Source organism: Streptomyces sediminimaris (assembly GCF_047049295.1).
Taxonomy (GTDB): domain Bacteria; phylum Actinomycetota; class Actinomycetes; order Streptomycetales; family Streptomycetaceae; genus Streptomyces; species Streptomyces sediminimaris.
This window is the reverse complement of record NZ_JBJWOT010000001.1, coordinates 4,236,580-4,257,651: the sequence shown is the minus strand read 5'-3', so window position 1 is coordinate 4,257,651 and position 21,072 is coordinate 4,236,580. Positions and strand designations below refer to the sequence as shown.

Annotated in this window: 20 protein-coding genes and 1 tRNA gene; 15 read left to right on the top strand and 6 right to left on the bottom strand. The window is 72.0% G+C overall.

Annotated features, from left to right (window positions below):
- Positions 1 to 96: 96 nt before the first annotated feature.
- Positions 97 to 564, bottom strand: coding sequence for a hypothetical protein (locus tag ACJ9NR_RS19800; protein WP_412493902.1), 468 nt, complete (start codon positions 562 to 564; stop codon positions 97 to 99).
- Positions 565 to 609: 45 nt separating this feature from the next.
- Positions 610 to 1,476 carry a bifunctional DNA primase/polymerase gene (locus ACJ9NR_RS19795; protein ID WP_412493901.1) on the bottom strand — a complete coding sequence of 289 codons (867 nt, stop codon included), beginning with the start codon at positions 1,474 to 1,476 and terminating at the stop codon, positions 610 to 612.
- 357 nt (positions 1,477 to 1,833) lie between these two features.
- Between ACJ9NR_RS19795 and ACJ9NR_RS19790 the strand changes: the two genes are divergently transcribed.
- From ACJ9NR_RS19790 to ACJ9NR_RS19765, 6 genes are all read left to right on the top strand, one after another.
- Entirely contained in the window at positions 1,834 to 2,145 is a 312-nt protein-coding gene (locus ACJ9NR_RS19790; protein ID WP_412493900.1) for a hypothetical protein, read from the top strand.
- 171 nt (positions 2,146 to 2,316) lie between these two features.
- A complete protein-coding gene (locus ACJ9NR_RS19785; protein ID WP_412493899.1) occupies positions 2,317 to 3,219 on the top strand; it encodes a bifunctional MaoC family dehydratase N-terminal/OB-fold nucleic acid binding domain-containing protein in 903 nt (300 codons plus the stop codon).
- Between the two features lie 20 nt (positions 3,220 to 3,239).
- Positions 3,240 to 3,635 carry a MaoC/PaaZ C-terminal domain-containing protein gene (locus tag ACJ9NR_RS19780; RefSeq protein WP_412494101.1) on the top strand — a complete coding sequence of 132 codons (396 nt, stop codon included), beginning with the start codon at positions 3,240 to 3,242 and terminating at the stop codon, positions 3,633 to 3,635.
- A complete protein-coding gene (locus ACJ9NR_RS19775; RefSeq protein ID WP_412493898.1) occupies positions 3,632 to 4,798 on the top strand; it encodes a lipid-transfer protein in 1,167 nt (388 codons plus the stop codon). The genes ACJ9NR_RS19780 and ACJ9NR_RS19775 overlap by 4 nt, the downstream gene beginning before the upstream one ends.
- 158 nt (positions 4,799 to 4,956) lie before the next feature.
- Positions 4,957 to 5,550: a SigE family RNA polymerase sigma factor gene (locus ACJ9NR_RS19770; protein WP_412493897.1), complete on the top strand. Its 594-nt coding sequence runs from the start codon at positions 4,957 to 4,959 to the stop codon at positions 5,548 to 5,550.
- A 139-nt stretch (positions 5,551 to 5,689) separates the two neighbouring features.
- Positions 5,690 to 7,369, top strand: coding sequence for a long-chain fatty acid--CoA ligase (locus tag ACJ9NR_RS19765; RefSeq protein WP_412493896.1), 1,680 nt, complete (start codon positions 5,690 to 5,692; stop codon positions 7,367 to 7,369).
- 66 nt (positions 7,370 to 7,435) lie between these two features.
- Here the strand turns inward: ACJ9NR_RS19765 and ACJ9NR_RS19760 are convergent, their stop codons facing one another.
- Positions 7,436 to 11,617: a PAS domain-containing protein gene (locus ACJ9NR_RS19760; protein ID WP_412493895.1), complete on the bottom strand. Its 4,182-nt coding sequence runs from the start codon at positions 11,615 to 11,617 to the stop codon at positions 7,436 to 7,438.
- Between the two features lie 305 nt (positions 11,618 to 11,922).
- Positions 11,923 to 12,315, bottom strand: a complete 393-nt coding sequence (locus tag ACJ9NR_RS19755; RefSeq protein ID WP_412494100.1) for an SSI family serine proteinase inhibitor — start codon at positions 12,313 to 12,315, stop codon at positions 11,923 to 11,925.
- A 358-nt stretch (positions 12,316 to 12,673) separates the two neighbouring features.
- On the opposite strand from ACJ9NR_RS19755, the gene ACJ9NR_RS19750 reads away from it, so the two are divergent.
- Positions 12,674 to 12,764, top strand: a tRNA-Ser gene (locus tag ACJ9NR_RS19750).
- Between the two features lie 63 nt (positions 12,765 to 12,827).
- On the opposite strand, the gene ACJ9NR_RS19745 is transcribed toward ACJ9NR_RS19750, so the two are convergent.
- Positions 12,828 to 14,336, bottom strand: a complete 1,509-nt coding sequence (locus ACJ9NR_RS19745; protein WP_412493894.1) for a tyrosine-type recombinase/integrase — start codon at positions 14,334 to 14,336, stop codon at positions 12,828 to 12,830.
- Positions 14,333 to 15,169 carry a hypothetical protein gene (locus ACJ9NR_RS19740; RefSeq protein WP_412493893.1) on the bottom strand — a complete coding sequence of 279 codons (837 nt, stop codon included), beginning with the start codon at positions 15,167 to 15,169 and terminating at the stop codon, positions 14,333 to 14,335. The genes ACJ9NR_RS19745 and ACJ9NR_RS19740 overlap by 4 nt, the downstream gene beginning before the upstream one ends.
- A gap of 116 nt (positions 15,170 to 15,285) precedes the next feature.
- On the opposite strand from ACJ9NR_RS19740, the gene ACJ9NR_RS19735 reads away from it, so the two are divergent.
- The 8 genes from ACJ9NR_RS19735 (at position 15,286) to ACJ9NR_RS19700 (ending at position 21,047) form a co-directional block, all read left to right on the top strand.
- A complete protein-coding gene (locus ACJ9NR_RS19735) occupies positions 15,286 to 15,522 on the top strand; it encodes a helix-turn-helix transcriptional regulator (protein ID WP_412493892.1) in 237 nt (78 codons plus the stop codon).
- A 436-nt stretch (positions 15,523 to 15,958) separates the two neighbouring features.
- A complete protein-coding gene (locus ACJ9NR_RS19730; RefSeq protein ID WP_412493891.1) occupies positions 15,959 to 16,603 on the top strand; it encodes a hypothetical protein in 645 nt (214 codons plus the stop codon).
- A gap of 226 nt (positions 16,604 to 16,829) precedes the next feature.
- Positions 16,830 to 17,051 (top strand): hypothetical protein, encoded by a 222-nt coding sequence (locus ACJ9NR_RS19725; protein ID WP_412493890.1) that lies wholly within the window; start codon positions 16,830 to 16,832, stop codon positions 17,049 to 17,051.
- Positions 17,048 to 17,839 (top strand): hypothetical protein, encoded by a 792-nt coding sequence (locus ACJ9NR_RS19720; RefSeq protein ID WP_412493888.1) that lies wholly within the window; start codon positions 17,048 to 17,050, stop codon positions 17,837 to 17,839. Before ACJ9NR_RS19725 ends, ACJ9NR_RS19720 begins: the two co-directional genes overlap by 4 nt.
- Entirely contained in the window at positions 17,836 to 19,257 is a 1,422-nt protein-coding gene (gene dnaB, locus ACJ9NR_RS19715; protein ID WP_412493887.1) for a replicative DNA helicase, read from the top strand. The genes ACJ9NR_RS19720 and dnaB overlap by 4 nt, the downstream gene beginning before the upstream one ends.
- 97 nt (positions 19,258 to 19,354) lie before the next feature.
- On the top strand, positions 19,355 to 19,510 hold the full coding sequence (locus ACJ9NR_RS19710; protein WP_412493886.1) for a hypothetical protein: 156 nt from the start codon (positions 19,355 to 19,357) through the stop codon (positions 19,508 to 19,510).
- A 50-nt stretch (positions 19,511 to 19,560) separates the two neighbouring features.
- Positions 19,561 to 20,373, top strand: a complete 813-nt coding sequence (locus ACJ9NR_RS19705) for a DUF5131 family protein (protein WP_412493885.1) — start codon at positions 19,561 to 19,563, stop codon at positions 20,371 to 20,373.
- A 71-nt stretch (positions 20,374 to 20,444) separates the two neighbouring features.
- Positions 20,445 to 21,047 (top strand): hypothetical protein, encoded by a 603-nt coding sequence (locus tag ACJ9NR_RS19700; protein WP_412493884.1) that lies wholly within the window; start codon positions 20,445 to 20,447, stop codon positions 21,045 to 21,047.
- Positions 21,048 to 21,072 lie beyond the last annotated feature (25 nt).

Genomic DNA, 21,072 nt, shown 5'->3' with positions numbered 1-21,072 from the left:
ACCCGTCGATCCCCGTCGATCCCCGCCCCGCCGGGCCGGCCCCGCCGGATATCGGCCACAGGCAAAAACTTCCCCGGCTCGGCCGGCCCCCGCGGCTCAGGGTCCCGCCCGCACCTCGTGGTCCCGGGCCAGCCGTTCCCAGTCCACCCCCCGCAGCGAGGCCTCCGCGTCGCACTCGTGCGGGATGCGGGTCGTGCGCTGGAACCAGACGATCGTCAGGGCCGACCGGGCGAGGACCGGGTCACGGGCGGGGTGCAGGGCCGTGGAGCGGAAGGAGCCGACGCAGGCGACGGGGGGCAGGAGCTCGACCGGGCCGTAGGCGCCGGGATACAGGTGGGGGTACTCGCGCGGGGGCGGGACGAGGTGTACGGGGACGGTGGGGAAGGAGCGTTCGGCGCCGCTGAGGAGACTTCCGATCACCCGGTCGTTGAACGGTTTGCAGGGGTAGCCGTCCAGTCCTTGGTACGTCGAGGTGAACCGCACCTCGGCGAGTTCGGTGGTGCGGCCGGAGGCGAGCACCACGCGCGTCAGCGACATGGTGCGCACCCCAGAGCGGTCTTGCATGGAGCTCCTCATGGTTCTCGTGCTCCCACGGCTGCCCCGTGGGTCTCACGGCCGGTGCCCCGTCATCCGGGCCGCCGAAGCGATCGTCGCCCGCGCCTCGCGTTCGGTCAGGCCCGCGTTGAGCGCCGCCTCGACCAGCGGGTCGAGCAGCGCGGGCCCGATGCCGTCCTCGTAGGCCCGGCACGCCGCCCAGAACAGGCGGGTGTTGCGCTGCCCCTCGTGCGCGGCGAGGACGAACTGGACCAGCCCCTGCCCGTGGTCGCCGACCGCGGCGTGCGCGGGCCGGGGCGTGCGCGGGGGTGGCAGCAGCAGCCGCAGCAGGGCGGGTGGGCAGGCGGCGGGTGCGAGGTGGGCGGTGCCGGGCGCCGCGACGTAGACGCCGTGCTCGGTACGCGAGCCGGGGCCGACGAGGTAGCCGCCGGCGCCCCGGATGTCGATGCCGGGGGCCAGCCGGCCGGCGGAGTTGGGGACGACCACGTCCGGCGGCCCGCTCAGCCAGAGGTGGCGGCCGCCGCTGGGGGTGATGACGACCACCGTGTCGGGGATCGTGAACAGGTGGCGCAGCGCCAGCTCGCGCAGAGCGGCCGAGGAGTCCGTGCCCGTCTTCGTGTCGAGGTCGACGCCGATCAGATGGTGCGGCGGAAGGCCGCACGCGATGCCGTAGCCGGTCGCCCGGGGGGCCGCGGCGAACAGCTCGCGGATCCGGGCCGGGTCGGTCGAGGCGTCGTACACGCCGTGCCCGAGGCGGCCGCACTCACCGTGGCAGGGCCGGGGGCCGGGGTCGTCGTGGTGGGGGGAGCGCAGGGCCGGCAGCTTCGTCCGGGACAGGGGTATGACGGCCAGCCCGCGCTCGGCGGCTGACAGGGCGTGTGCGAGGGCCAGCGTCGTGGCCTGCCGGTCGGTGGTGGCCATGCCTCTATGTTCGTACGTACGTTCGAAAAAGGGAAGCAGGAATCGGACGCGACGCGCCCGGTGCGGGGAGGTTGGCCGGAAAACTGCCGGAGCGGTTCTTCCCTTGCGGCGCTTGGGCCCGGGCTGTCCGGACTGCCCCCTCTCGGCTGCTTGAAGTCGCGTTAGGGGTTTATCGACTTGTCGTAGCACTTGAGGGCGAATCGCGCCTTCCGGGGTGGTTCGCCGGGGATTCGGTGGGCAACTCTGATCACGCGACGTCGTGCACGAGGAAGGACCGAGGCGGTCGGCCAACTGCCCTGGTGACAGCCGTACTTCACGTACTTCACGTACTTCACGTTGGTGTTCTGGAGGAACAACATGGCAAGCATCCGTACCGCCCGCGTCATCGCCGCCGTCTCCGCCCTCCCGCTGGCAGCGGTTCTGTTCACCGGCGTCGCGGCGGCGGACAACGGCGCCATCGCGGACAACGGATCGAACGCGGGTGTGGCGAGCAGCATCGGCAGCGGTGTCGGCCACGACAACAACGGCAACTCGTCCACCACCCAGCAGAACGCGGTCGGCAACGGCGCCTCGAACCAGAGCAACACCGCCCAGGTCACCGGCTCCGCGTTCACGGCCGTCAACCAGGGGAACAGGAACGTCGCCATCAACTTCAGCGAGCTGTGGTGAGCCGGCGCCCCTGACGCGGGGGACGCGGGGTGCGCACAGTTGGGGTGCAGGGCGTCTGCGCGGCGGTGCTTCGGTGCCGCCGCGCAGGCGTCCGCACGCGTGCCGCGACGACCTTGACAGTCCGCCCGATCTGACGGACAGTCAGAAACCCCGAGAGTCGGAGGTGCGGTCGTGGACGACGAGCTGGGCGCACGGCTGAAGTCCTACGAGGGGCGGGCCGCCACCCTCACCGGCAAGGGCCGGGACCCCGTCAACCTGCCGATGATCCGGCACTGGTGCGAGGCGATGGGAGACGCCAACCCCGCCTACACCGGCCCCGGCGCCATCGCCCCGCCCACCATGCTGCAGGCGTGGACCATGGGCGGCCTCGCCGGTCACCAGGGGCGCGCCGCGGCCCACGACGAGATGTTCGCCCTGCTCGACCGGGCCGGCTGCACCTCGATCGTGGCCACCGACTGCGAGCAGGAGTACCTGCGCCCGCTGCGCCCCGGCGACGAGGTCACCTTCGACACGGTGATCGAGTCGGTGTCGCCGCGCAAGACGACCAGGCTGGGCACGGGGTACTTCATCACGACCCGCACGGACGTCCGGGTGGGCCCGGACCTCGTGGGCACGCACCGCTTCCGCGTCCTCAAGTACGCCCCGGCCGGACCCGGCCCGAAGCGCCCGCCCCGCCCCCGCCCGGTCGTCAACCGCGACAACGCCGGCTTCTGGGAGGGGGTCGGACGGCACCAGCTGCTCATCCAGCGCTGCACCGCCTGCGCGGCCCTGCGCTTCCCCTGGCTGCCGGGCTGCGACCGCTGCGGCGGCCCGGACTGGGACACCGTCGAGGCGAGCGGCGAGGGGACGGTCTACTCCTACGTCGTCATGCACCACCCGCCCTTCCCGGCCTTCGATCCCCCCTACGCGGTCGCCCTGATCGAACTCGCCGAAGGAGTGCGGATGATCAGCAACGTGGTGGGGGTGCCGTACGACAAGGTGCGCATCGGCATGCCGGTGCGGCTGGAGTTCCGGTCCTGCGACGAGGAGCTGGTGCTGCCGGTGTTCCGCGCCCGCGAGGAGGCCGCCGTATGAGCAGCCGCATGAGGAGCCGCATGAGGGCCGGTGAGCAGCTGCCTCCGCTGGAGATCGAGATCACCCGCACCCTGATCGTGGCCGGCGCCATCGCCTCCCGCGACTACCAGGACGTCCACCACGACGCCGAACTGGCCCGGCGGAAGGGCTCCCCGGACATCTTCATGAACATCCTGACGACGAACGGCCTGGTCGGCCGCTACATCACCGACCACTTCGGCCCGGCGGCCGTCCTGCGCAAGGTGGCGATACGGCTCGGTGCGCCCAACCACCCGGGGGACACCATGGTGCTCACCGGCACCGTCGAGCAGGTCGACGGGGACACCGCCACGGTCCGGGTGACCGGGACGAACGGCATCGGCAGCCATGTCACGGGCACCGTCACCGTCACCGTCCCGCCGGGAGGCGCCGGATGAACCCGCGCACGGAGGACGGCCTCGGCGGGCGCGCCGCGATCGCCGGCATCGGGGCCACGGAGTTCTCCAAGGACTCGGGACGCAGCGAGCTCGGGCTGGCCGCGCGGGCGGTGCGCGCGGCGCTCGACGACGCGGGCCTCACCCCCGGCGACGTGGACGGGATGGTCACGTTCACGATGGACACCAGCCCGGAGATCACCGTCGCCCAGGCCTGCGGCATCGGCGAGCTCTCCTTCTTCTCCCGCGTCCACTACGGCGGCGGGGCGGCCTGCGCGACGGTCCAGCAGGCGGCGCTCGCCGTCGCCACCGGGGTGGCGGAGGTGGTCGTCTGCTACCGCGCCTTCAACGAGCGCTCGGGCCGCCGCTTCGGCTCGGGCGTGCAGCACCGCGAGCCCTCGGCGGAGGGGGCGGCGCTCGGCTGGGCCCTGCCGTTCGGGCTGCTCACCCCGGCCTCGTGGGTGGCGATGACCGCCCAGCGGTACCTGCACACCTACGGCCTCACCCCGGAGGCCTTCGCCCACGTGGCCGTCCTGGACCGCGGGTACGCGGCGACCAATCCGGCCGCGTACTTCCACGGCCGCCCCATCACCCTCGCCGACCACGCGGCCTCCCGCTGGATCGTCGAGCCGCTGCGGCTGCTGGACTGCTGCCAGGAGACCGACGGCGGCCAGGCCCTCGTCGTCACGTCGCTGGAGCGGGCCCGCGACCTGCCCCGCCCGCCCGCCGTCGTCGCCGGGGCCGCCCAGGGAGCCGCCCGCGGCCAGGAGCAGATGACCGGCTTCTACCGCCACGACCTCACCGGCCTGCCCGAGACGGAGGTGGTGGCCCGCCGGCTCCGGCGCGCCTGCGGGCTCACCCCGGCCGAGGTGGACGTGGCGATCCTCTACGACCACTTCACGCCGTTCGTGCTGATGCAGCTGGAGGAGTTCGGGTTCTGCGGGAAGGGGGAGGCGGCGGACTTCGTGGCCGGGGGGTCGCTGCCGATCAACACGCACGGAGGCCAGCTGGGGGAGGCGTACCTCCACGGGATGAACGGGATCGCCGAGGGTGTGCGGCAGCTGCGCGGGACGGCCGTGAACCAGGTCCCCGGGGCACGGCAGGTGCTGGTGACGGCGGGGACGGGGGTGCCGACGTCGGCTCTGGTCCTGGCCGCGGACGGCTGAGCGCCCGGGCGGCCCCCAGGGGTCATCCCGCAGTATCCCCGGCCCGCTCGTCCACCTTCAGGAGGTGGGGCCACCTCCACCCCTACAACCTGAGGCGGACCCGGCTTCGGGACCTGCGGCCGATCCGCCCGAGGTGTCCTCGCTCCTAGCGTGGAGCCATGACCACACCCGTCTGCACCAGCGCTCCGGACGCCGCCACGCCGGCGACGCAGACCCGCCCCGCCGCTCGGCTCGGCCCGGGCGCGGGGGCCCCCGTGTACCCGTCGTTCGCGTCGTACGTGCGGGCCCGGCAGCCGGTGCTGCTGCGCACCGCCCGCTCGCTCACCGCGAACCCGAGCGACGCGGAGGACCTGCTGCAGACCGCGCTCACCAAGACGTACGTCGCCTGGGAGCGCATCGAGGACCACCGCGCGCTCGACGGCTATGTGCGCCGGGCCCTGCTGAACACCCGCACCTCGCAGTGGCGCAAGCGCAGGGTCGACGAGTTCGTCTGCGAGGAGCTCCCGGAGCCGGAGCCGGTGCGCGGTGCGGACGACCCGGCCGAGCAGCAGGCACTGCGCGACGCGATGTGGCGGGCGATCATGAAGCTGCCCGCCCGGCAGCGGGCCATGGTGGTCCTCAGGTACTACGAGGACCTCAGCGAGGTCCAGACGGCGGAAGTGCTCGGTGTGTCCGTGGGCACGGTGAAGTCGGCGGTGTCACGTGCGCTGGGCAAGCTGCGGGAGGATCCTGAACTGGGACTTGTGCGGTAATGCGCCGACCTGGTGGGCCGTGAGGGGCCGACCTGGTGGCTATTGGGACCCGGCACGTTGTGATCGATCACCCGGACCCTAGTGACATACCACGCGGTATGTGCGCAGAATCAGCGCAACCCTTACCGCCGCGTAGGCAATGTCGCCCCGGGAGGACACCGTGCTGAGCACGATGCAGGACGTACCGCTGCTGATCTCGAGGATCCTGACCCACGGGTCCACGGTCCACGGGACATCGCAGGTGACCACCTGGACCGGCGAGGGCGAGCCGCACCGCCGCTCCTTCGCCGAGATCGGGGCCAGGGCGGCCCAGCTCGCGCACGCCCTGCGCGAGGACCTCCAGGTCCAGGACTCCGACCGGGTCGCGACCCTCGCCTGGAACAACGCCGAGCACGTCGAGGCCTACTTCGCCATCCCCTGCATGGGCGCGGTGCTGCACACGCTCAACCTCCGGCTGCCCCCCGAACAGCTGACGTTCATCGTCAACCACGCGGCCGACAAGGTCGTCATCGTCAACGGCTCGCTGCTGCCGCTGCTCGCCCCGCTGCTGCCGCGGCTGCCGACGATCGAGCACATCGTCGTCACCGGCCCCGGCGACCGCTCCCTCCTCGACGGCGCCCGCGCCCGGGTGCACGAGTACGAGGACCTCATCGCCGGAAAGCCCACCGGCTACGACTGGCCGGAGCTGGACGAACGCCAGGCCGCCGCCATGTGCTACACCTCCGGCACCACCGGCGACCCCAAGGGCGTGGTCTACAGCCACCGCTCGATCTACCTGCACTCCATGCAGGTCAACATGGCGCAGTCGATGGGCCTGACCGACCAGGACACCTCCCTCGTCGTGGTCCCGCAGTTCCACGTCAACGCCTGGGGCCTGCCGCACGCCACCTTCATGACCGGCGTCAACCTGCTGATGCCGGACCGCTTCCTGCAGCCCGCGCCGCTCGCCGAGATGATCGAGTCCGAGCGCCCGACCCACGCGGCCGCCGTACCCACCATCTGGCAGGGCCTGCTCGCCGAGCTGACCGCCAAGCCGCGCGACGTCTCCTCCCTCACCCAGGTCACCATCGGCGGCTCGGCCTGCCCGCCCTCCCTGATGGAGGCCTTCGACAACCTGGGCATGCGGGTCTGCCACGCCTGGGGCATGACGGAGACCTCCCCGCTCGGCACGGTCGCCCGCCCGCCGGCCCACGCGGTCGGCACCGAGGCGGAGTTCGCCTACCGCCTGACCCAGGGCCGTTTCCCGGCCGGCGTCGAGGCCCGCCTCAGCGGCCCCGGTGGCGAGCGCCTGCCCTGGGACGGCGAGTCCGCGGGCGAGCTGGAGGTGCGCGGCAACTGGATCGCGGGCGCGTACTACAACGGCCCCGACGCCGAGCCCCTGCGCCCCGCCGACAAGTTCAGCGAGGACGGCTGGCTGAAGACGGGCGACGTCGGGACCATCGACCCCGAAGGCTTCCTCACCCTCACCGACCGCGCCAAGGACGTCATCAAGTCCGGCGGCGAGTGGATCTCCTCGGTGGACCTGGAGAACGCGCTGATGTCCCACCCGGACGTCGCCGAGGCCGCCGTGGTCGCCGTACCGGACGAGAAGTGGGGCGAGCGCCCGCTGGCCACCGTCGTGCTGAAGGAGGGCTCCACCGCCGACTTCGAGTCCCTGCGCGCCTTCCTCGCGAGCGACGTCTGCAAGATCGCCAAGTGGCAGCTCCCGGAACGCTGGACGATCATCGAGTCGGTGCCGAAGACCAGCGTCGGCAAGTTCGACAAGAAGGTCCTGCGCCGGCGCTACGCCGAGGGAGACCTGGACGTCACCAGGCTCTGAGGCTCCGACGGGACGGCACCGGCCGGCGCGGACACCGCGTCGGCCGGTGCCGATCCGCGGCACGCGTCAGTTGGTGCCGATCCGCGACAGCAGGTCGACGATCCGGCTCTGCACCTCGGCACTGGTGGAGCGCTCCGCGAGGAAGAGCACCGTCTCGCCGGAGGCCAGCCGCGGCAGGTCGGCCTGGTCGACGGCGGCGGTGTAGACGACGAGCGGGGTGCGGTTGAGCTGCCCGTTCGCGCGCAGCCAGTCGATGATCCCGGCCTGGCGCCGGTGCACCTGCATCAGGTCCATCACCACCAGGTTGGGCCTGAACTGCCCCGCCAGCGCCACCGCGTCCGCGTCGCTCGCGGCCCGCGCCACCTGCATCCCGCGCCGCTCCAGCGTCGCGGTCAGCGCCAGCGCGATCTCCGCGTGCTCCTCGACCAGCAGCACGCGCGGCGGGTGCTGCTCGCTGTCCCGCGGCGCGAGCGCCTTCAGCAGCACCGCCGGATCGGCGCCGTACGCCGCCTCGCGCGTCGCCTGCCCGAGCCCCGCGGTCACCATGACCGGCACCTCGGCGGCCACCGCCGCCTGGCGCAGCGACTGCAGCGCGGTCCGGGTGATCGGCCCGGTCAGCGGGTCCACGAACAGCGCGGCGGGGAAGGCCGCGATCTGCGCGTCGACCTCCTCGCGCGAGTGCACGATCACGGGCCGGTAGCCGCGGTCGCTCAGCGCCTGCTGGGTCGTCACGTCCGGCGCGGGCCACACCAGCAGCCGGCGCGGGTTGTCCAGCGGCTCCGGCGGCAGTTCGTCGTCCATCGGCTGCGGCCGCGGCGGATCCGCGATCTCCACGGCCCCACCGGGCCCGTCCAGCGGCTCGGGCCCCTCCACGGCGTTCTCGGCCGGGGCCCCTATGGCGTACGACCGCCCGGCGGCCTCGGGCCCCTGCGCGAGCCGCGACTGGCCGGCGAGCGACGGCTGGGGCTGCGGCGCGGCCTGCGCCGGCGCGGGCGTCTGCTCGGCCGGCGGGTGCGCCCGGGCCGCCTGCTCCGCGGCGGCGGGACCGGTCCGCGTACCGAGCTTGCGGCGCCGGCCGCCACCGGCCGGGTTGTGCGGCGCGGGCGTGGCGGACGCCGGCTGCTGCACCTGGGCGGCCTGCCGGGTGAAGGGCACGCCCTGCCCCAGCGTGCGGACGCTGATCGCCCGTCCCTGCGTGGAGTTCGGGTCGACCGGAGCGCCCGGTGCCGCGGGGGCGGCCGCTGCCTCGGCGGGCAGCGGCTGAGCGGGCTGCGGCTGCCCCTGGACCGGCGTCTGCGCCCGCGCCGCGGGAGCCTCCGGCGGGAGCGGGGTGGCCGGCGCCTGCCCGGGCTGCTGCTGCGGCGCGGGCGTGGGCTGACCGGGGGCCGCCTCGACGGGAAGCGGTCCGGCGGCCGTCCCGTGGGCGGGAGCACCCGGCGCGGGCAGTGGCTGGCCGGCGGGCACCTGGGCGGGAGCCTGCGGAGCCGGGGCCGGCTGGGCGGGGGGCGCCTGCGCGGCAACGGGCGCCGCCTGCTGGACCGGCACCCCCTGCCCGGGGACCTGACCGTGACCGGGGACCTGACCGTGCCCGGGGGCCTGACCGTGCCCGGGGGCCTGACCGTGCCCGGGGGCCTGACCGTGCCCGGGGACCTGACCGTGACCGGGGGCCTGGCCGTGACCGGGGACCTGACCGCCGGCCCCTTGCGCCGCCGCGGGCTGCGCCACCGCACGGCGTCGGCGCCCCGTCGGCGCGCTCGTCGGATGCGGCTGCGGCGGAGTGTGGTCGCCGGACTCGTCGTGCGGTACGGCGTCGTGCCGGCCGTCGTCGGCCAGGGCGTCGGCGGAGGAGTCGTGGCCACCCTGACCCGGCACCTGCGCCGCGACGGGAGCCGCCTGCCCCGGAATCTGCGGCTGGGCCTGCGCCGGAACCGGAGCCTGCGCCGCCACACCCCCGGAAGGGCGGTCCGCCTCGGCCGGCGGCAGCGCGAACACGGACCGGGGCGCCGCCTCCTGCGCGGCGGCGCGGTCCTGCGCGGCGGCCAGAGCACGGCGCCGGCGCCCGGTCGGCTCGGCCTTCTCGGCGAGCGCCGGCTGCTCGCCGGGCGGGCCGGGGGCGGCGGGCGCGGGCAGCGCCGCGGGCAGGGCGTTCTGCGCACCGCCGCCGTGCCGCGCCCGCCGGCCGCCCGGCGCGGGCACGCCCTGCGGCGGCACCGTGCCGCCCAGACCCGTACCGGCCGCCGCGGTCCCCGCGGAGTTCTCACCCGCCATGACGACGGCGCCCTCGGCGGCACCCTCGGCCGGCCGCCCGCGCCGCCGCCCGGTGCCACCGGCCACCTCCAGCTCGCCCGCGGACGAGGCCGCGGCCGCCTCCGACTCCTCGACGGCACGCCTGCGCCGCCGCCCGGTCGGCGCGGCCGCCCCCGTGTCCCCGGCCTCGGCCGTCTCCCCGGACTCCGCCGGGTTCTCGCCGCCGAGGAAGGCGTCGACGGAGGGGCGCCGCGCGCGCCGCCGTCCGCCGGAGGCCGGGTCGGAAGCGCCGTCACCCGCGTCCGAGGCCTGCGCCGGGACCTCGGCGGTCACGGCACCCGCCCCGCCGCCGATGGGCACCTCCAGCACATAGGCGTTGCCGCTCATGCCCGGCACCTCGTGGGTCTGCAGCACACCGCCGTGGGCGCGCACGATCCCGCGCACGATCGGCTCGTGCACCGGGTCTCCCCCGGCGTACGGCCCGCGCACCTCGATCCGCACCACCTCACCGCGCTGCGCGGCCGCCACCACCACGGTGTTGTCCATGTAACCGCCGGCCGACACGGGTGCGTTGCCGGTCGCGTCGACGCCCGCGACGTCCGCGATCAGATGGGCCAGCGCGCTCGCGAGGCGCGGCGGGTCGACCTCGGCCTCGATGGGCGGCGCGTGCACGGCGAACTGCACCCGGCCCGGGCCGATCAGCTCGACGGCCCCGTCGACACCGGCCGCGACGACGGCGTCGAGCATCACCTTCACGCGGGTGATCTGCTCGCTCCCGGCGTCGATCAGCTGGTAGCCGAGGACGTTGTCGATGAGGGTGGTGATCCGCGAGTAGCCGGCCGACAGATGGTGCAGCACCTGGTTGGCCTCGGGCCACAGCTGCCCGGCGTCGTCGGCGGCGAGCGCGGCCAGCTCGCGCCGCAGCTCGTCCAGCGGGCCGCGCAGCGACCGTCCCAGCAGCGTCAGCAGCTGGTCGTGGCGCGCGGCGAGCGCCTCGTAGCGGTCCTTCTCCCGCTCGCCGAGGGCGGCGTAGCGCTCCTCGCCCGCGGCGAGTTCCTCGCCGTGCTGCTCCTGCAGCTCCTCGATCTCGCCCACGTGCTTCTGGCGCAGTGCGGTGAGCTCGGAGGCGTGCTCCTCCTCGATCCGCTCCAGCTCCTCGGCGTGCCGCTTCTCCAGCTCGGCCTTCTCGTCGGCGAGCGCGTCGTAGGGCCGCCGGTCGTTGAAGGTCATCACGGCGCCGACGAGCTGGTCGCCGTCGCGCACGGGTGCGGTGGTCAGGTCGACGGAGACCTTCTCGCCGCCCTTGGCGTACAGCACCTGCCCGCGCACCCGGTGCTTGCGCCCGGAGCGCAGGGTGTCGGCGAGCGGCGACTCGGCGTACGGGAAGGGGGAGCCGTCGGCGCGCGAGTGCAGCACCAGGTCGTGCAGCTCCTTGCCGCCCAGGTCGCTCGCCCGGTACCCGAGGATCTGCGCGGCGGCCGGGTTGACGAGCACGATCCGCCCGTCGGTGTCCGTGCCCACGACACCCTCGGACGCGGCCCGCAGGATCATCTCCGTCTGCCGCTGCGAACGCGCCAGCTCCGCCTCGGTGTCGACGGTCCCGGTCAGGTCCCGTACGACGAGCATCAGCAGCTCGTCACCGCTGTAGCCGTAACCGTCGTAGGCCTGCTGGCCGTTCTCGAGATTGGCGCTGGTGACCTCGACGGGGAACTCCGCCCCGTCGGTCCGCCGCGCGATCATCCGGGTCGGCTTGGTCCGCCCCGCGGGGTCCATGTGGTCCGGCCGCCGCATGGAACCGGGGATGAGCTTGGAGTCGAACTGCGGCAGCAGGTCGAGCAGTCCCCGGCCGACGAGTGCGGTCCCGGGCGCTTCGAAGGCCTCGAGGGCGATGGTGTTCGCGTTGACGACGGTCCCGTTGGCATTGACCAGCACCAACGCGTCGGGCAGCGCGTCCAGTATGGCTGCGAGGCGAGCAGCGCCTCGGGATGGCCTGCTGCTCACGAGACGCTTCCTCCCTGTTACCGCACCTTGCCGACCGCTCGGGCCATCTTGCCAACCGGCCCGCGACGTGTCACGCGAGGGAGTCTACGGGCACCGATTGTGCTCACGGCGGCGGATGAGAGGGAGGTCGCACGAGGAAGTGAAGTAGAACGTGTGACCGCATCCCTTGGCCTGCGGGCCTTGCCCGCCCTTGACTCCAGGCCGCGTCCGCCGCGTCCGCCGCGACCGCTTGGACGGGTCATGACTGCCGTGGGCGGGCGCCATGGCCGCTATACCCGCGACAGGCGCTACGTCCGCCATGCCCGCTACGCCCGCTCGTGTGGCCGCAGGTCGGGCAGGAGCGGTACGAGCCGGTCCCAACGCCCGATCTCACAGCCGTCGCTGCGGTCGTACGAGGCGTCGACGGGCCGCCCGGCCCAGCTCCCGGTGACACGCGCGGTGGCGGGCCCGCCGTACTGCATGGTGCAGACACTTCCGTCGGGCACGGGAGCGAAGGTGTCCTTCCCCCACGTCGTGCGCCGATCGAGCGCCGCACACGCACCGTCGGCGTCCGGATGGCTGCCGCCCCCGGGGTGGCACAGGAGCTCGTACGTCCCATCGGCACCGCGGCCGGCGTGCCGGACCGTGACCGTGAGGTGATCACCGCCGCCGCCCCCGTCCCCGCTCCGCACGGGCGGCGGAGCGGGGACGGGACGCATGGCGCCGGCGGCGAGGAGAGGGGAAGGCACGGTGTGCGTGTGCGTGTGGTTGCGGGCGGTGGCGTGGGCGGGAGGCACGGCGTCGGCGTGGGCGTGGGCGGAGACCGGCCCGACGGTGGCGGAGACGGCGGCGGTGGCGGCGACGACCAGGTACCGGGCGAGCGACATGACCTGACTAACGTCCCACCCACCAGGACGTTGCGCGCCCGTTCCCACCGGCGGCGGGGGCCCGGCGCGACCGGGAAGGGCTTTGCTCTGCGGCCCGCCTGCCTAGTACCGTAGGAGCCGATTGGTGACAGCGCGCTCGACTGTGTCATCATCTGCACGCACCACTCGCGCTCGCGCGGGCGGCTGTGCTGGAGGCGTCGCCTAGTCCGGTCTATGGCGCCGCACTGCTAATGCGGTTTGGGCCTTAAAGCCCATCGAGGGTTCAAATCCCTCCGCCTCCGCCCGCTGACCAGGGAGTTCGGCCCTACAAGGCTGGGCTCCCTGAGTCGCATTCAGAGCCATTTTCAGCCCCCAGATGGCACGTTGCTGGCACCAACCGCCGAAAGGCGATTCTGGCGCGGAATGAAGGCCGCGATCCGGCGCGTGGCATCCTCCGCCAGCTCCTCGGCGACCACCGCGTACACGTCCTTGGTGAAGGCCACCGACGCGTGACCGAGCACCTCCGAGACGAACTTGTCGTCGACGCCAGCAGCGATCAGCATCGTGGCCGCGCCGTGCCGGAGGTCGTGGAAGCGGATGGGCGGGAGGACCAGGCGCAAGGCCACCTCGACGGCGGCCTCGGTCGTGCGGAACCTCCGTGCAATCCGCTCGGCCGGCCAACCCTCCTTGCCCTTGGCACGGATGTTGGCGTGCCGTTCCAGCAGGATCCGGAAGCGGGATGACAGGTACTCCGCCTTCAGCGCGGTCCCGTCCTCGTACGAGAAGACCCGTCCCGCGTCCCTGTACGCCTCGCCCCACTGGAGACGCTCCTCCAGCTTCCGCTTGTGCCATGCCTTCAGGACGCGCACAGTCTCGTCGTCGAGAGGGATCTGCCGGTACCCGGCATCGGTCTTGGTGTCGTCCAGCTCGTCATCGGCCTGCGCCTGCAGGACATGCAGCCGCTTCCGTTCGAGGCTGAGGTCTTTCTCCTCGGCGCCGACCAGCTCACCACGCCGGGGCCCGTAGTAGGCGTCCAGATGGAACGCCGGGTAGAGCCGCTCGCCGGACGCCTCCGCGAAGTCTAGGAAGTTCCCGCACTGATCGGTCGTCCACACCATCACCTTGCCCGGAACGGCGCCGGTCTTCTCCCACGCGGCGACGCGCTCCGCGGTCCACAGCAGGGGCTTCGCGCGGCCCTGCTTCCGCTTCCCGCCCTTCGACCGCCACACCCCGTCAGCCGGGTTGTCCGTCCGGATCTTCGACAGCTTCTGTGCGTCCGCGAGGGCGCCGTGCAGGACGGCGTGCACGCGGCGGATACGCGACTCGGAGATGGGACGGCTGTGGAGCCGCCTGCCGTGGCGGGTTGCGCGCACTTCCTGCAGGCGGCGCAGGATCTCCGTACGCTCCGCCTGCTCGTCGGGCCGGTTGATCTTCCGCATCGCCGCGTACAGCTCACGGATGTGCTCATCGTCCAGCTCGACGACCTTGATGTGGCCAAGGCCCGGGCTCAGGTAGAGGTCGATGGCCTCGCGCTCAGCGTCCAGCGTCGACTTCTTCAACCCCTCGCCGGTCTCGGCCTCCGACGTCCGCCACGTGTACCGGCGCTCGAGGTACTGGCCGAGCGTGGTCTTCCGCTCGTCGTGCGCCTTCGGGTTCACGGCCGTGCCGAGCGCCTTCGCAAGCGCCTCCTTGCACGCCTTCTCAGTGTCGAAGGGGCCGATACGTGGCTGCCGGCGCTTCCCGTCCGCGGACTTCGGCGCCTCGTAGCGGGCGTACCAGCCGCCATGCCCCTTCTTGCTGAGGTCGGGGCACTTCTTGCCGAGCAGCCGTTTGGTCTCCGGGTCCCGGCACGAACACGCCTTGTACGGCCTCACTCCTTCTCCTCATCGTCGTCCCTGACCTCGTCCTGGGTCTCCGCCTGTCGCTCCTGCTCACGCCGCTCCCACTCCAGCGTCTGGCGGTTGTGTTCGCCTTGGCGCTCAGGGGTGAACCACGCGACGGAGGCGGCTCGCTGGCGTTCCTGCGACATCGCGGGGAAACCGGCAGCGAGTTCGGCAAGGCTCTCCGGCGGCTTGTCGTAGCCCTCCGGGAAGATGCGGCCGAACTCCTCCGGTGTCAGATCGCGAAGGAGCGGGCCGGGCTCGGCGCCGGCACGGCCCTTGACGCTCGGGCCGAGCCATCCCGCCTTGCGGGCACGCGCAACCCAGGACCGCACCGTCTCTTCCGGCCGGTCGAACTCCTGAGCCATCCGCTTCACTGCCCCCGCCGGACGGCCTGGCGCGGTCTCGGCGAGGTAGGCGACGGCGACGCCCCGAAGGAGTTCATCACTGAGCGCGCCGCGGCCGCTGCTCCTCGGCTGCCAAAGCGGGTACTCCGGCGCCGGCGCCCTCGTTGACTGCGCGGCCCGGGCGGTGACAGCTCGCGCAACGTGCAGGACGTCGCCAACTTGGATGCGACGCAGCAGGCTGCCAGTGATCCCGCTGCCGGCAGGGTTGTGGGCCTGCAGCTCGACGCGGGAGATGACCAATCCCTGTGAGCCGCGCGCAATCTCACCCTTGGCCAGCCACTCGCCTGATGTGGGACGACACTCGAACGTGGCCACGACCGCACCCTCGGCCTGCTGGGCGGCCGCATCGGGGTCAGCAAAGGCGCTGATGTGGACCTCGTCCGGATTGTCGGAGGGCGTGGGAGTCTCGGGTTTCGTCACCTGGTGAGCATCGCAGCAAGCGCAACAGTAGGTCAACACACCAGCCCGGCAGACGTGGTGCACCATGTCAGCTGACGTGGTTGACCATATGTGGCCAGGTCTGCCAAGCTGGCCACATGACAGCCACAGCGCTTCGCGTTCGTGCTCGTCTGCGCCTGCGCCAGGACCTCCCGTCCCCCGCAGAGCGACGAGCGATTCGTAAGGCGGCGGGCCTCTCGCAGGGGGAACTCGCCGAGGCAATCGGGGTCACCCGCCAGGCCGTCAGTCACTGGGAGGCCGGCACCCGTACCCCGCAGGGCGCGATGCTCGACCGTTATGTGTCCGCGATCCGCACGCTTCGGGACGCGTCATGACGGCCTGGACCCGCGAGGCGATCGAGGCGCGCGGTCCGGTCATGGACGTTCCGACGGTGGCGTCGATCCTCCTCGTCAACAAAGACACGATCTACGCGCAGATTCGGCGCGGTGAGTGGACGGCGACCCGAGTGCTCACGCTCGGCCGGAAGATCAAGATCCCAACGCGGGACTTGGTCACCTTGCTCTACGCGCCCGATGCCCCTCCCGCTCCCTCAGGCTCCCGGAGCGATCCGCACTGTGAATCAGGGCCACATAACCCCAGCTCAGGTGCGGTCACATCGCATACCCAATGCGGTTGCAGGGTTGAGGGTTCGGCCGTGGCGCACCCCCTCCGAGGCGTCTGAGACGGCCCCGCTGCCCGCATCTCTACACGACGAAGACCCCGGCGCTCCACACGGCGCCAGGGCCCCCACAACAAAGGAACTCCGTCCCGATGAAAGTATCCGGACCCGTCCGAAGGCTCAACCAGAAGATCGCCCGCTCCGAGTCCGCCAGCATCGAAGACCGCTGGCGCTGGGGGCACGCCATCCTGCGCGACCCGCACCTCATGACCGGGTCGGGCAAGTCACTGCGGCACGGCGCGGCAGAGAACTTGATCGCCAGCGCGGGCGAGACGCCCGGCGGCAAACCGCTGCTGTCCGAGGGCGAGATTCAGCGGCGTCTACGGTGCGCCCGCGCCTATCCGTACGCCTCTCAAATCCGTCACGCCGTGACGGATTTCGGGACCTGGCGAGAGCTCGTTCAGGCCGGGTTTCCGCCCTACGAACCGGAACTCGGCGAGGACCCCGCGGACCCGCGGACAGCGGACGAGATCCGCCGGGAGCGTGAACGCCAGTACGCGACGCTCCTGGGGGAGCAGGTGGGGTTGTTCCCGCTCGATGCCTACGTGCCGGAGCGCACCTCGCTGAAGGAGCTCGGCGAGTTCGTGGCCGAGTCCGAGGAGATGGCCGTGTCCTTCACGAAGACCTCTCGCCGTCGGCGCGCCTACTTCGACGAGCTGACCACGGCGGCCTGCGGGGATCTCACGAGGTCCTGGGCGGAGGCGCACCGGCTCCTCGACGACCCGCGCCACCCATGAACGCCCCGGACGACGACGACTCCAGCGCCGCCGTCCGGGTGCACAACCCCGTTCACGACAGAACCCCGGCCTGCTTGGCGGCTGGAACCGGGGCTCGTGTCTGACCTGAAGGAGTCGTCTTGACCAGAATGCCAGACCGCAGGGGCAAAGCGCCTACCGTCCCGCCGGTTGATCTCACTCCGCGCGGCAGGCTCCCGTACCTCGTCAAGCAGGCGGGAGCGAGGGAGTGACCCGCCGCGCGGGCTGTCTCCGTCTGGTGCACGACGCCGGTCGGCCGCGGCCCGCGCCCTCGTACGGCCGCTGGGCCCCGCGGATTGCCGAGCGCTACGGCCTGACCCTCGCCGAGGCCCGTGCCGAACTCCGACGTCTTGCTGCCAACGGCTGGATGCCGTGGGAGTTCGCGCACCGCTTCGACCGCGACTGCACCAGTAAGGACTTCAGCGAGTGACTCAGCACGATGGCAACGGCGCACGGTCGACGCCGGGTCGGCTCGAATACGAGCGTGCGATCCGGCGCAGCGACCTGCCGCCGCCATCGCGCCACCTGGCGCTGACCATCGCCACCTGGGCAAATATCGAGACCGGCATCATCCCGGACCGCTTCCAGCCAGCGAAGGGCGTGTTGGAGGAATCAACGGGGTTGTCCCGCGGCGCGATCGTGAAGCACCTCAACGTCTTGGAGTCGAACGGCTGGATCGGCCGGGAGACCGGGGGAGGCGCCGGACGCCGAACGAAGTATCGGCTGTGCATCCCTCATGCAGAAACGGGTCACGTCGTGACCCCTTCTGGCTCCGAGAACGGGTCACGTCATGACCCCTTTTCCGAAAACGGGTCATCTAGTGACCCGAAAACGGGTCACGTGGTGAACAGAAACGGGTCACCACGTGACCCCAAGAGTCCCTCTCAGTCCCGTGAGTCCCTCTCTCTCGCTGAGCGCGTCGTCCGTGACGCCGGCGTCGTGGCCGATGACGAGAGAGAGACCTTCATCAGCTGGCTGCAAGACAAGCACCAGATCCGCGGCATCGGCTGGTGGAAGACCGTCACCAAGGACGACCTCGTCGAGCACGCCGCCAACTGGCGTGCGCAGCGCACTGCGCCCTCAGCCTCCCTGCCGCCTTGGTGCGGCGCTTGCGGCGACAACCACCCCGGCGCCGAGTTCAACCCCAACCTTCGGATGCTCGACGGCGCCCTGTGCCCTGACTGCCACCCCGACGTACGACGGAGCAACGCCTCATGACCGAACCCCAGACCGAGTTCGAGCGGGTACCCCCGAACGACCGGACCGCTGAACAGTCCGTACTCGGCTCCCTGATGCTGTCCAACGACGCCATCGGCGACGCCGCCGACATCCTCCGTTCCGCCGCGGACTTCTACTTCCCTCCCCACCAGACGATCTACAACACGGTCCTCGACATGTACGGGCGCGGTGAGCCCGTCGACCCCATCACGCTCGCCGCGGAACTCGGCCGGACTGGCGACCTCGAGCGCATCGGCGGCGCTTCCTACCTTCACCACCTCGTACAGCAGGTGCCGACGGCCGCGAACGCCGAGTACTACGCCGAGATCATCGCCACCCTCGCGGAGTTCCGCCGGATCGGTTCGGCCGGCGTGCAGATCACAGAGCTCGGCTACCAGGCGCAGGGCGACATCGGCGACGTCAAGGAGCGCGTCGGGGCGGCCGTGGAAAGGGCGCTCCTCGCCCGCGAGGAAGCCCAGGGCGCGTTCATCGGCGACCGTATGGAGGAGTACCTCGACGCCCTCGAGGCGCGCCGTAATGGCGGCGAGATCACGGGCGTTCCGACCGGCTTCACCGACCTCGACGCTCTCACCAACGGCCTGCATCCGGGCCAAATGGTCATCGTTGCCGCCCGCCCGGCGATGGGTAAGTCCACGCTCGCCCTCGACTTCGTTCGGGCCTGCTCGATCCGTCACAGCCGTCCCTCGGCGTTCTTCTCGCTGGAGATGAGCCGGAACGAGCTGCTGGACCGGGCGCTGTCCGCCGAGGCGAAGGTCGCGCTCCACCATCTGCGGTCCGGTGACCTCTCCGATGACGACTGGACTCAGATCGCCCGCCACCTGCCCGACGTCTCCGCTGCGCCGCTGTTCATCGACGACACTCACGGCCAGACCCTCGCAGCCATCAAGGCCAAGTGCCGGCGCCTGCAGCAGCGCACGGGCCTCGAGCTGGTGGTCATCGACTACCTGCAACTGCTGGGCTCAGGCACCTCGAGGCGGCACGAGAACCGGCAGCAGGAAGTGTCGGAGCTGAGCCGCGGGATCAAGCTCCTCGCCAAGGAGCTACAGGTTCCGGTCGTGGTGCTGGCGCAGCTGAACCGTGGCCCGGAGCAGCGCGCCGACAAGAAGCCGATGCTGGCCGACCTGCGTGAGTCCGGGTCGCTGGAGCAGGACGCCGACCTCGTGATCCTGGTCCATCGGGAAGACGCGTACGACCGCGAGTCGGTACGGGCCGGTGAGGCTGACCTGATTGTCGCGAAGCACCGGAATGGGCAGCTGACCACGGTGACCGTAGCGAGTCAGCTGCACTACTCCCGGTTCGTGGACATGGCCAGGCCCGACGGTGGGCCCGCAGTGCGGATCCCGCGGAACCTGCGCGCGGTCACCAACCACTTCCAGACGCAGCAACCCGCCAACTGAGCCGCCTCATGGTCGATATGACGCCCTGGATCAGCCGGGCCGAATGCCGCCGGACCCGCCACGAGCAGCAGCGCAGCGACGCACGAACGGAGTCCGCATGATCCGCACCCCGCACCGTACGAAGGGCGCGCCCGTGCTCGGCGCTACCGGCCCGGGCCAGTCCGGACCCTTCGGCCCGTACGGCGCCGACGGCCTCGACGAGGACGACGTCCCGGCCAACGACGAGCAGCCGGACGGCGAGACCACCGACTGACCCCAGACTCCGGCCGTCGCCCGGCGGCCGGCCAACGAAGGAGAACCACCGTGACCGACATCCAATGGACCGACGAGACCTGGAACATCACCCTCGGCTGCACCAAGGTCAGCCCCGGCTGTGACAACTGCTACGCCATCCCCGAAGCGTGGATGCGCATGCACCACAACAACCCCAAGGTGGCCGAAGCGTTTGCCGGGACCGTCACCAAGACCGATGACGGCCGCCTCGACTGGACCGGCAACATCAACCTCCTCGACGCCCGTCTCGACCAGCCGAAGCACTGGCGCAAGCCGCGCAAGATCTTCGTCAACTCGATGTCCGACGTGTTCGCCGCCCGGGTGCCCGTCAAGTTCGTGGCCAAGATCTGGCGCACCATGCAGGGCACGCCCCGGCACACCTACCAGGTGCTCACCAAGCGCCCGGAGAGGGTCGCCCGGGTCCTCGCCAAGGTGCACGCCGACCTCGGGCTGACCGAGCCGCTGCCGAACGTGTGGCTCGGGACGAGCATCGAGAGCGACGACTACACCCGCCGTGCCGACGCGCTGCGCCAGGCCCCGGCCGCCGTCCGGTTCATCTCCGCCGAACCGCTCCTCGGCCCGCTCTCCACCCTCGACGTGACCGACATCAACTGGGTGATCCTCGGCGGCGAGTCCAGCAAGCGGAAGGAGGATGCCCGCCCGCTCGAACCGGACTGGGTCCGGGACGTGATGGACCGATGCCGTGACGCGGATGCGGCCGTGTTCGTGAAGCAGCTCGGCGCGGTGTGGGCGCGCGCGAACGAGGTCGAGGACAAGAAGGGCGGGACACCGGAGGACTGGCCGGCGGATCTGCGGGTGCGCGAGTTCCCGGCCGCGGCGTGACCGAGACGAGCACGGGCCGCCCTGTTGCTGTCAGGGCGGCCCACCCCGACATCATCCCGGAGGAGAAGCCCGTGACCGTCACCCGAGACGCCGTCGAGGCGTTCCTGACCGAGACCATCACCGACCCGAACGGCATCCCCACGACCACCCTGCACGCCCTCGCCGAGGAGCGCGGTATCACCCCGCAGGACATCAGGCAGCACGGCCGCAGGCTGCGCCTCACCACCGCCTCGTGCGCGCAGCAGATGACCGGCCTGCAGCGTGGGCCCTGCATCGCCTGCGGTGAGTCGACGTCGTACGCCGACCCTGACCACCGTCTCGCCTGCTGCCCCGACTGCACCAGCCCGATCACGACCTGGCGGTGGGAACGCCCGGAGCCGGGGCGGGCGCGCCGCAAGGAGAAGGTCAAGGCTGGGCGCCGCGACACCGGTTGGCCGGCGAACGAGGGGCTTGCCCGACAGGCCACGTGCAACAGCGTGATGGACCGGGCGCGCGCCAAGGTGCCGTTCTGCACCGAGACGGTGGTGTGGAAGGTGGAGGTCGTACGCGGTTCCACGATCTACCGCTCGTACTGGTGCGACGCGGACCTCCCCGTCGCCGATCGGCCAGATGCTCCGGCGCCTGCACTGTCTTCCGGCGGTGGCGGCTCCGGCGAGCAGCACGGCCTGTTCTGACCCGCACGCGAAACGGCCGGCCCGC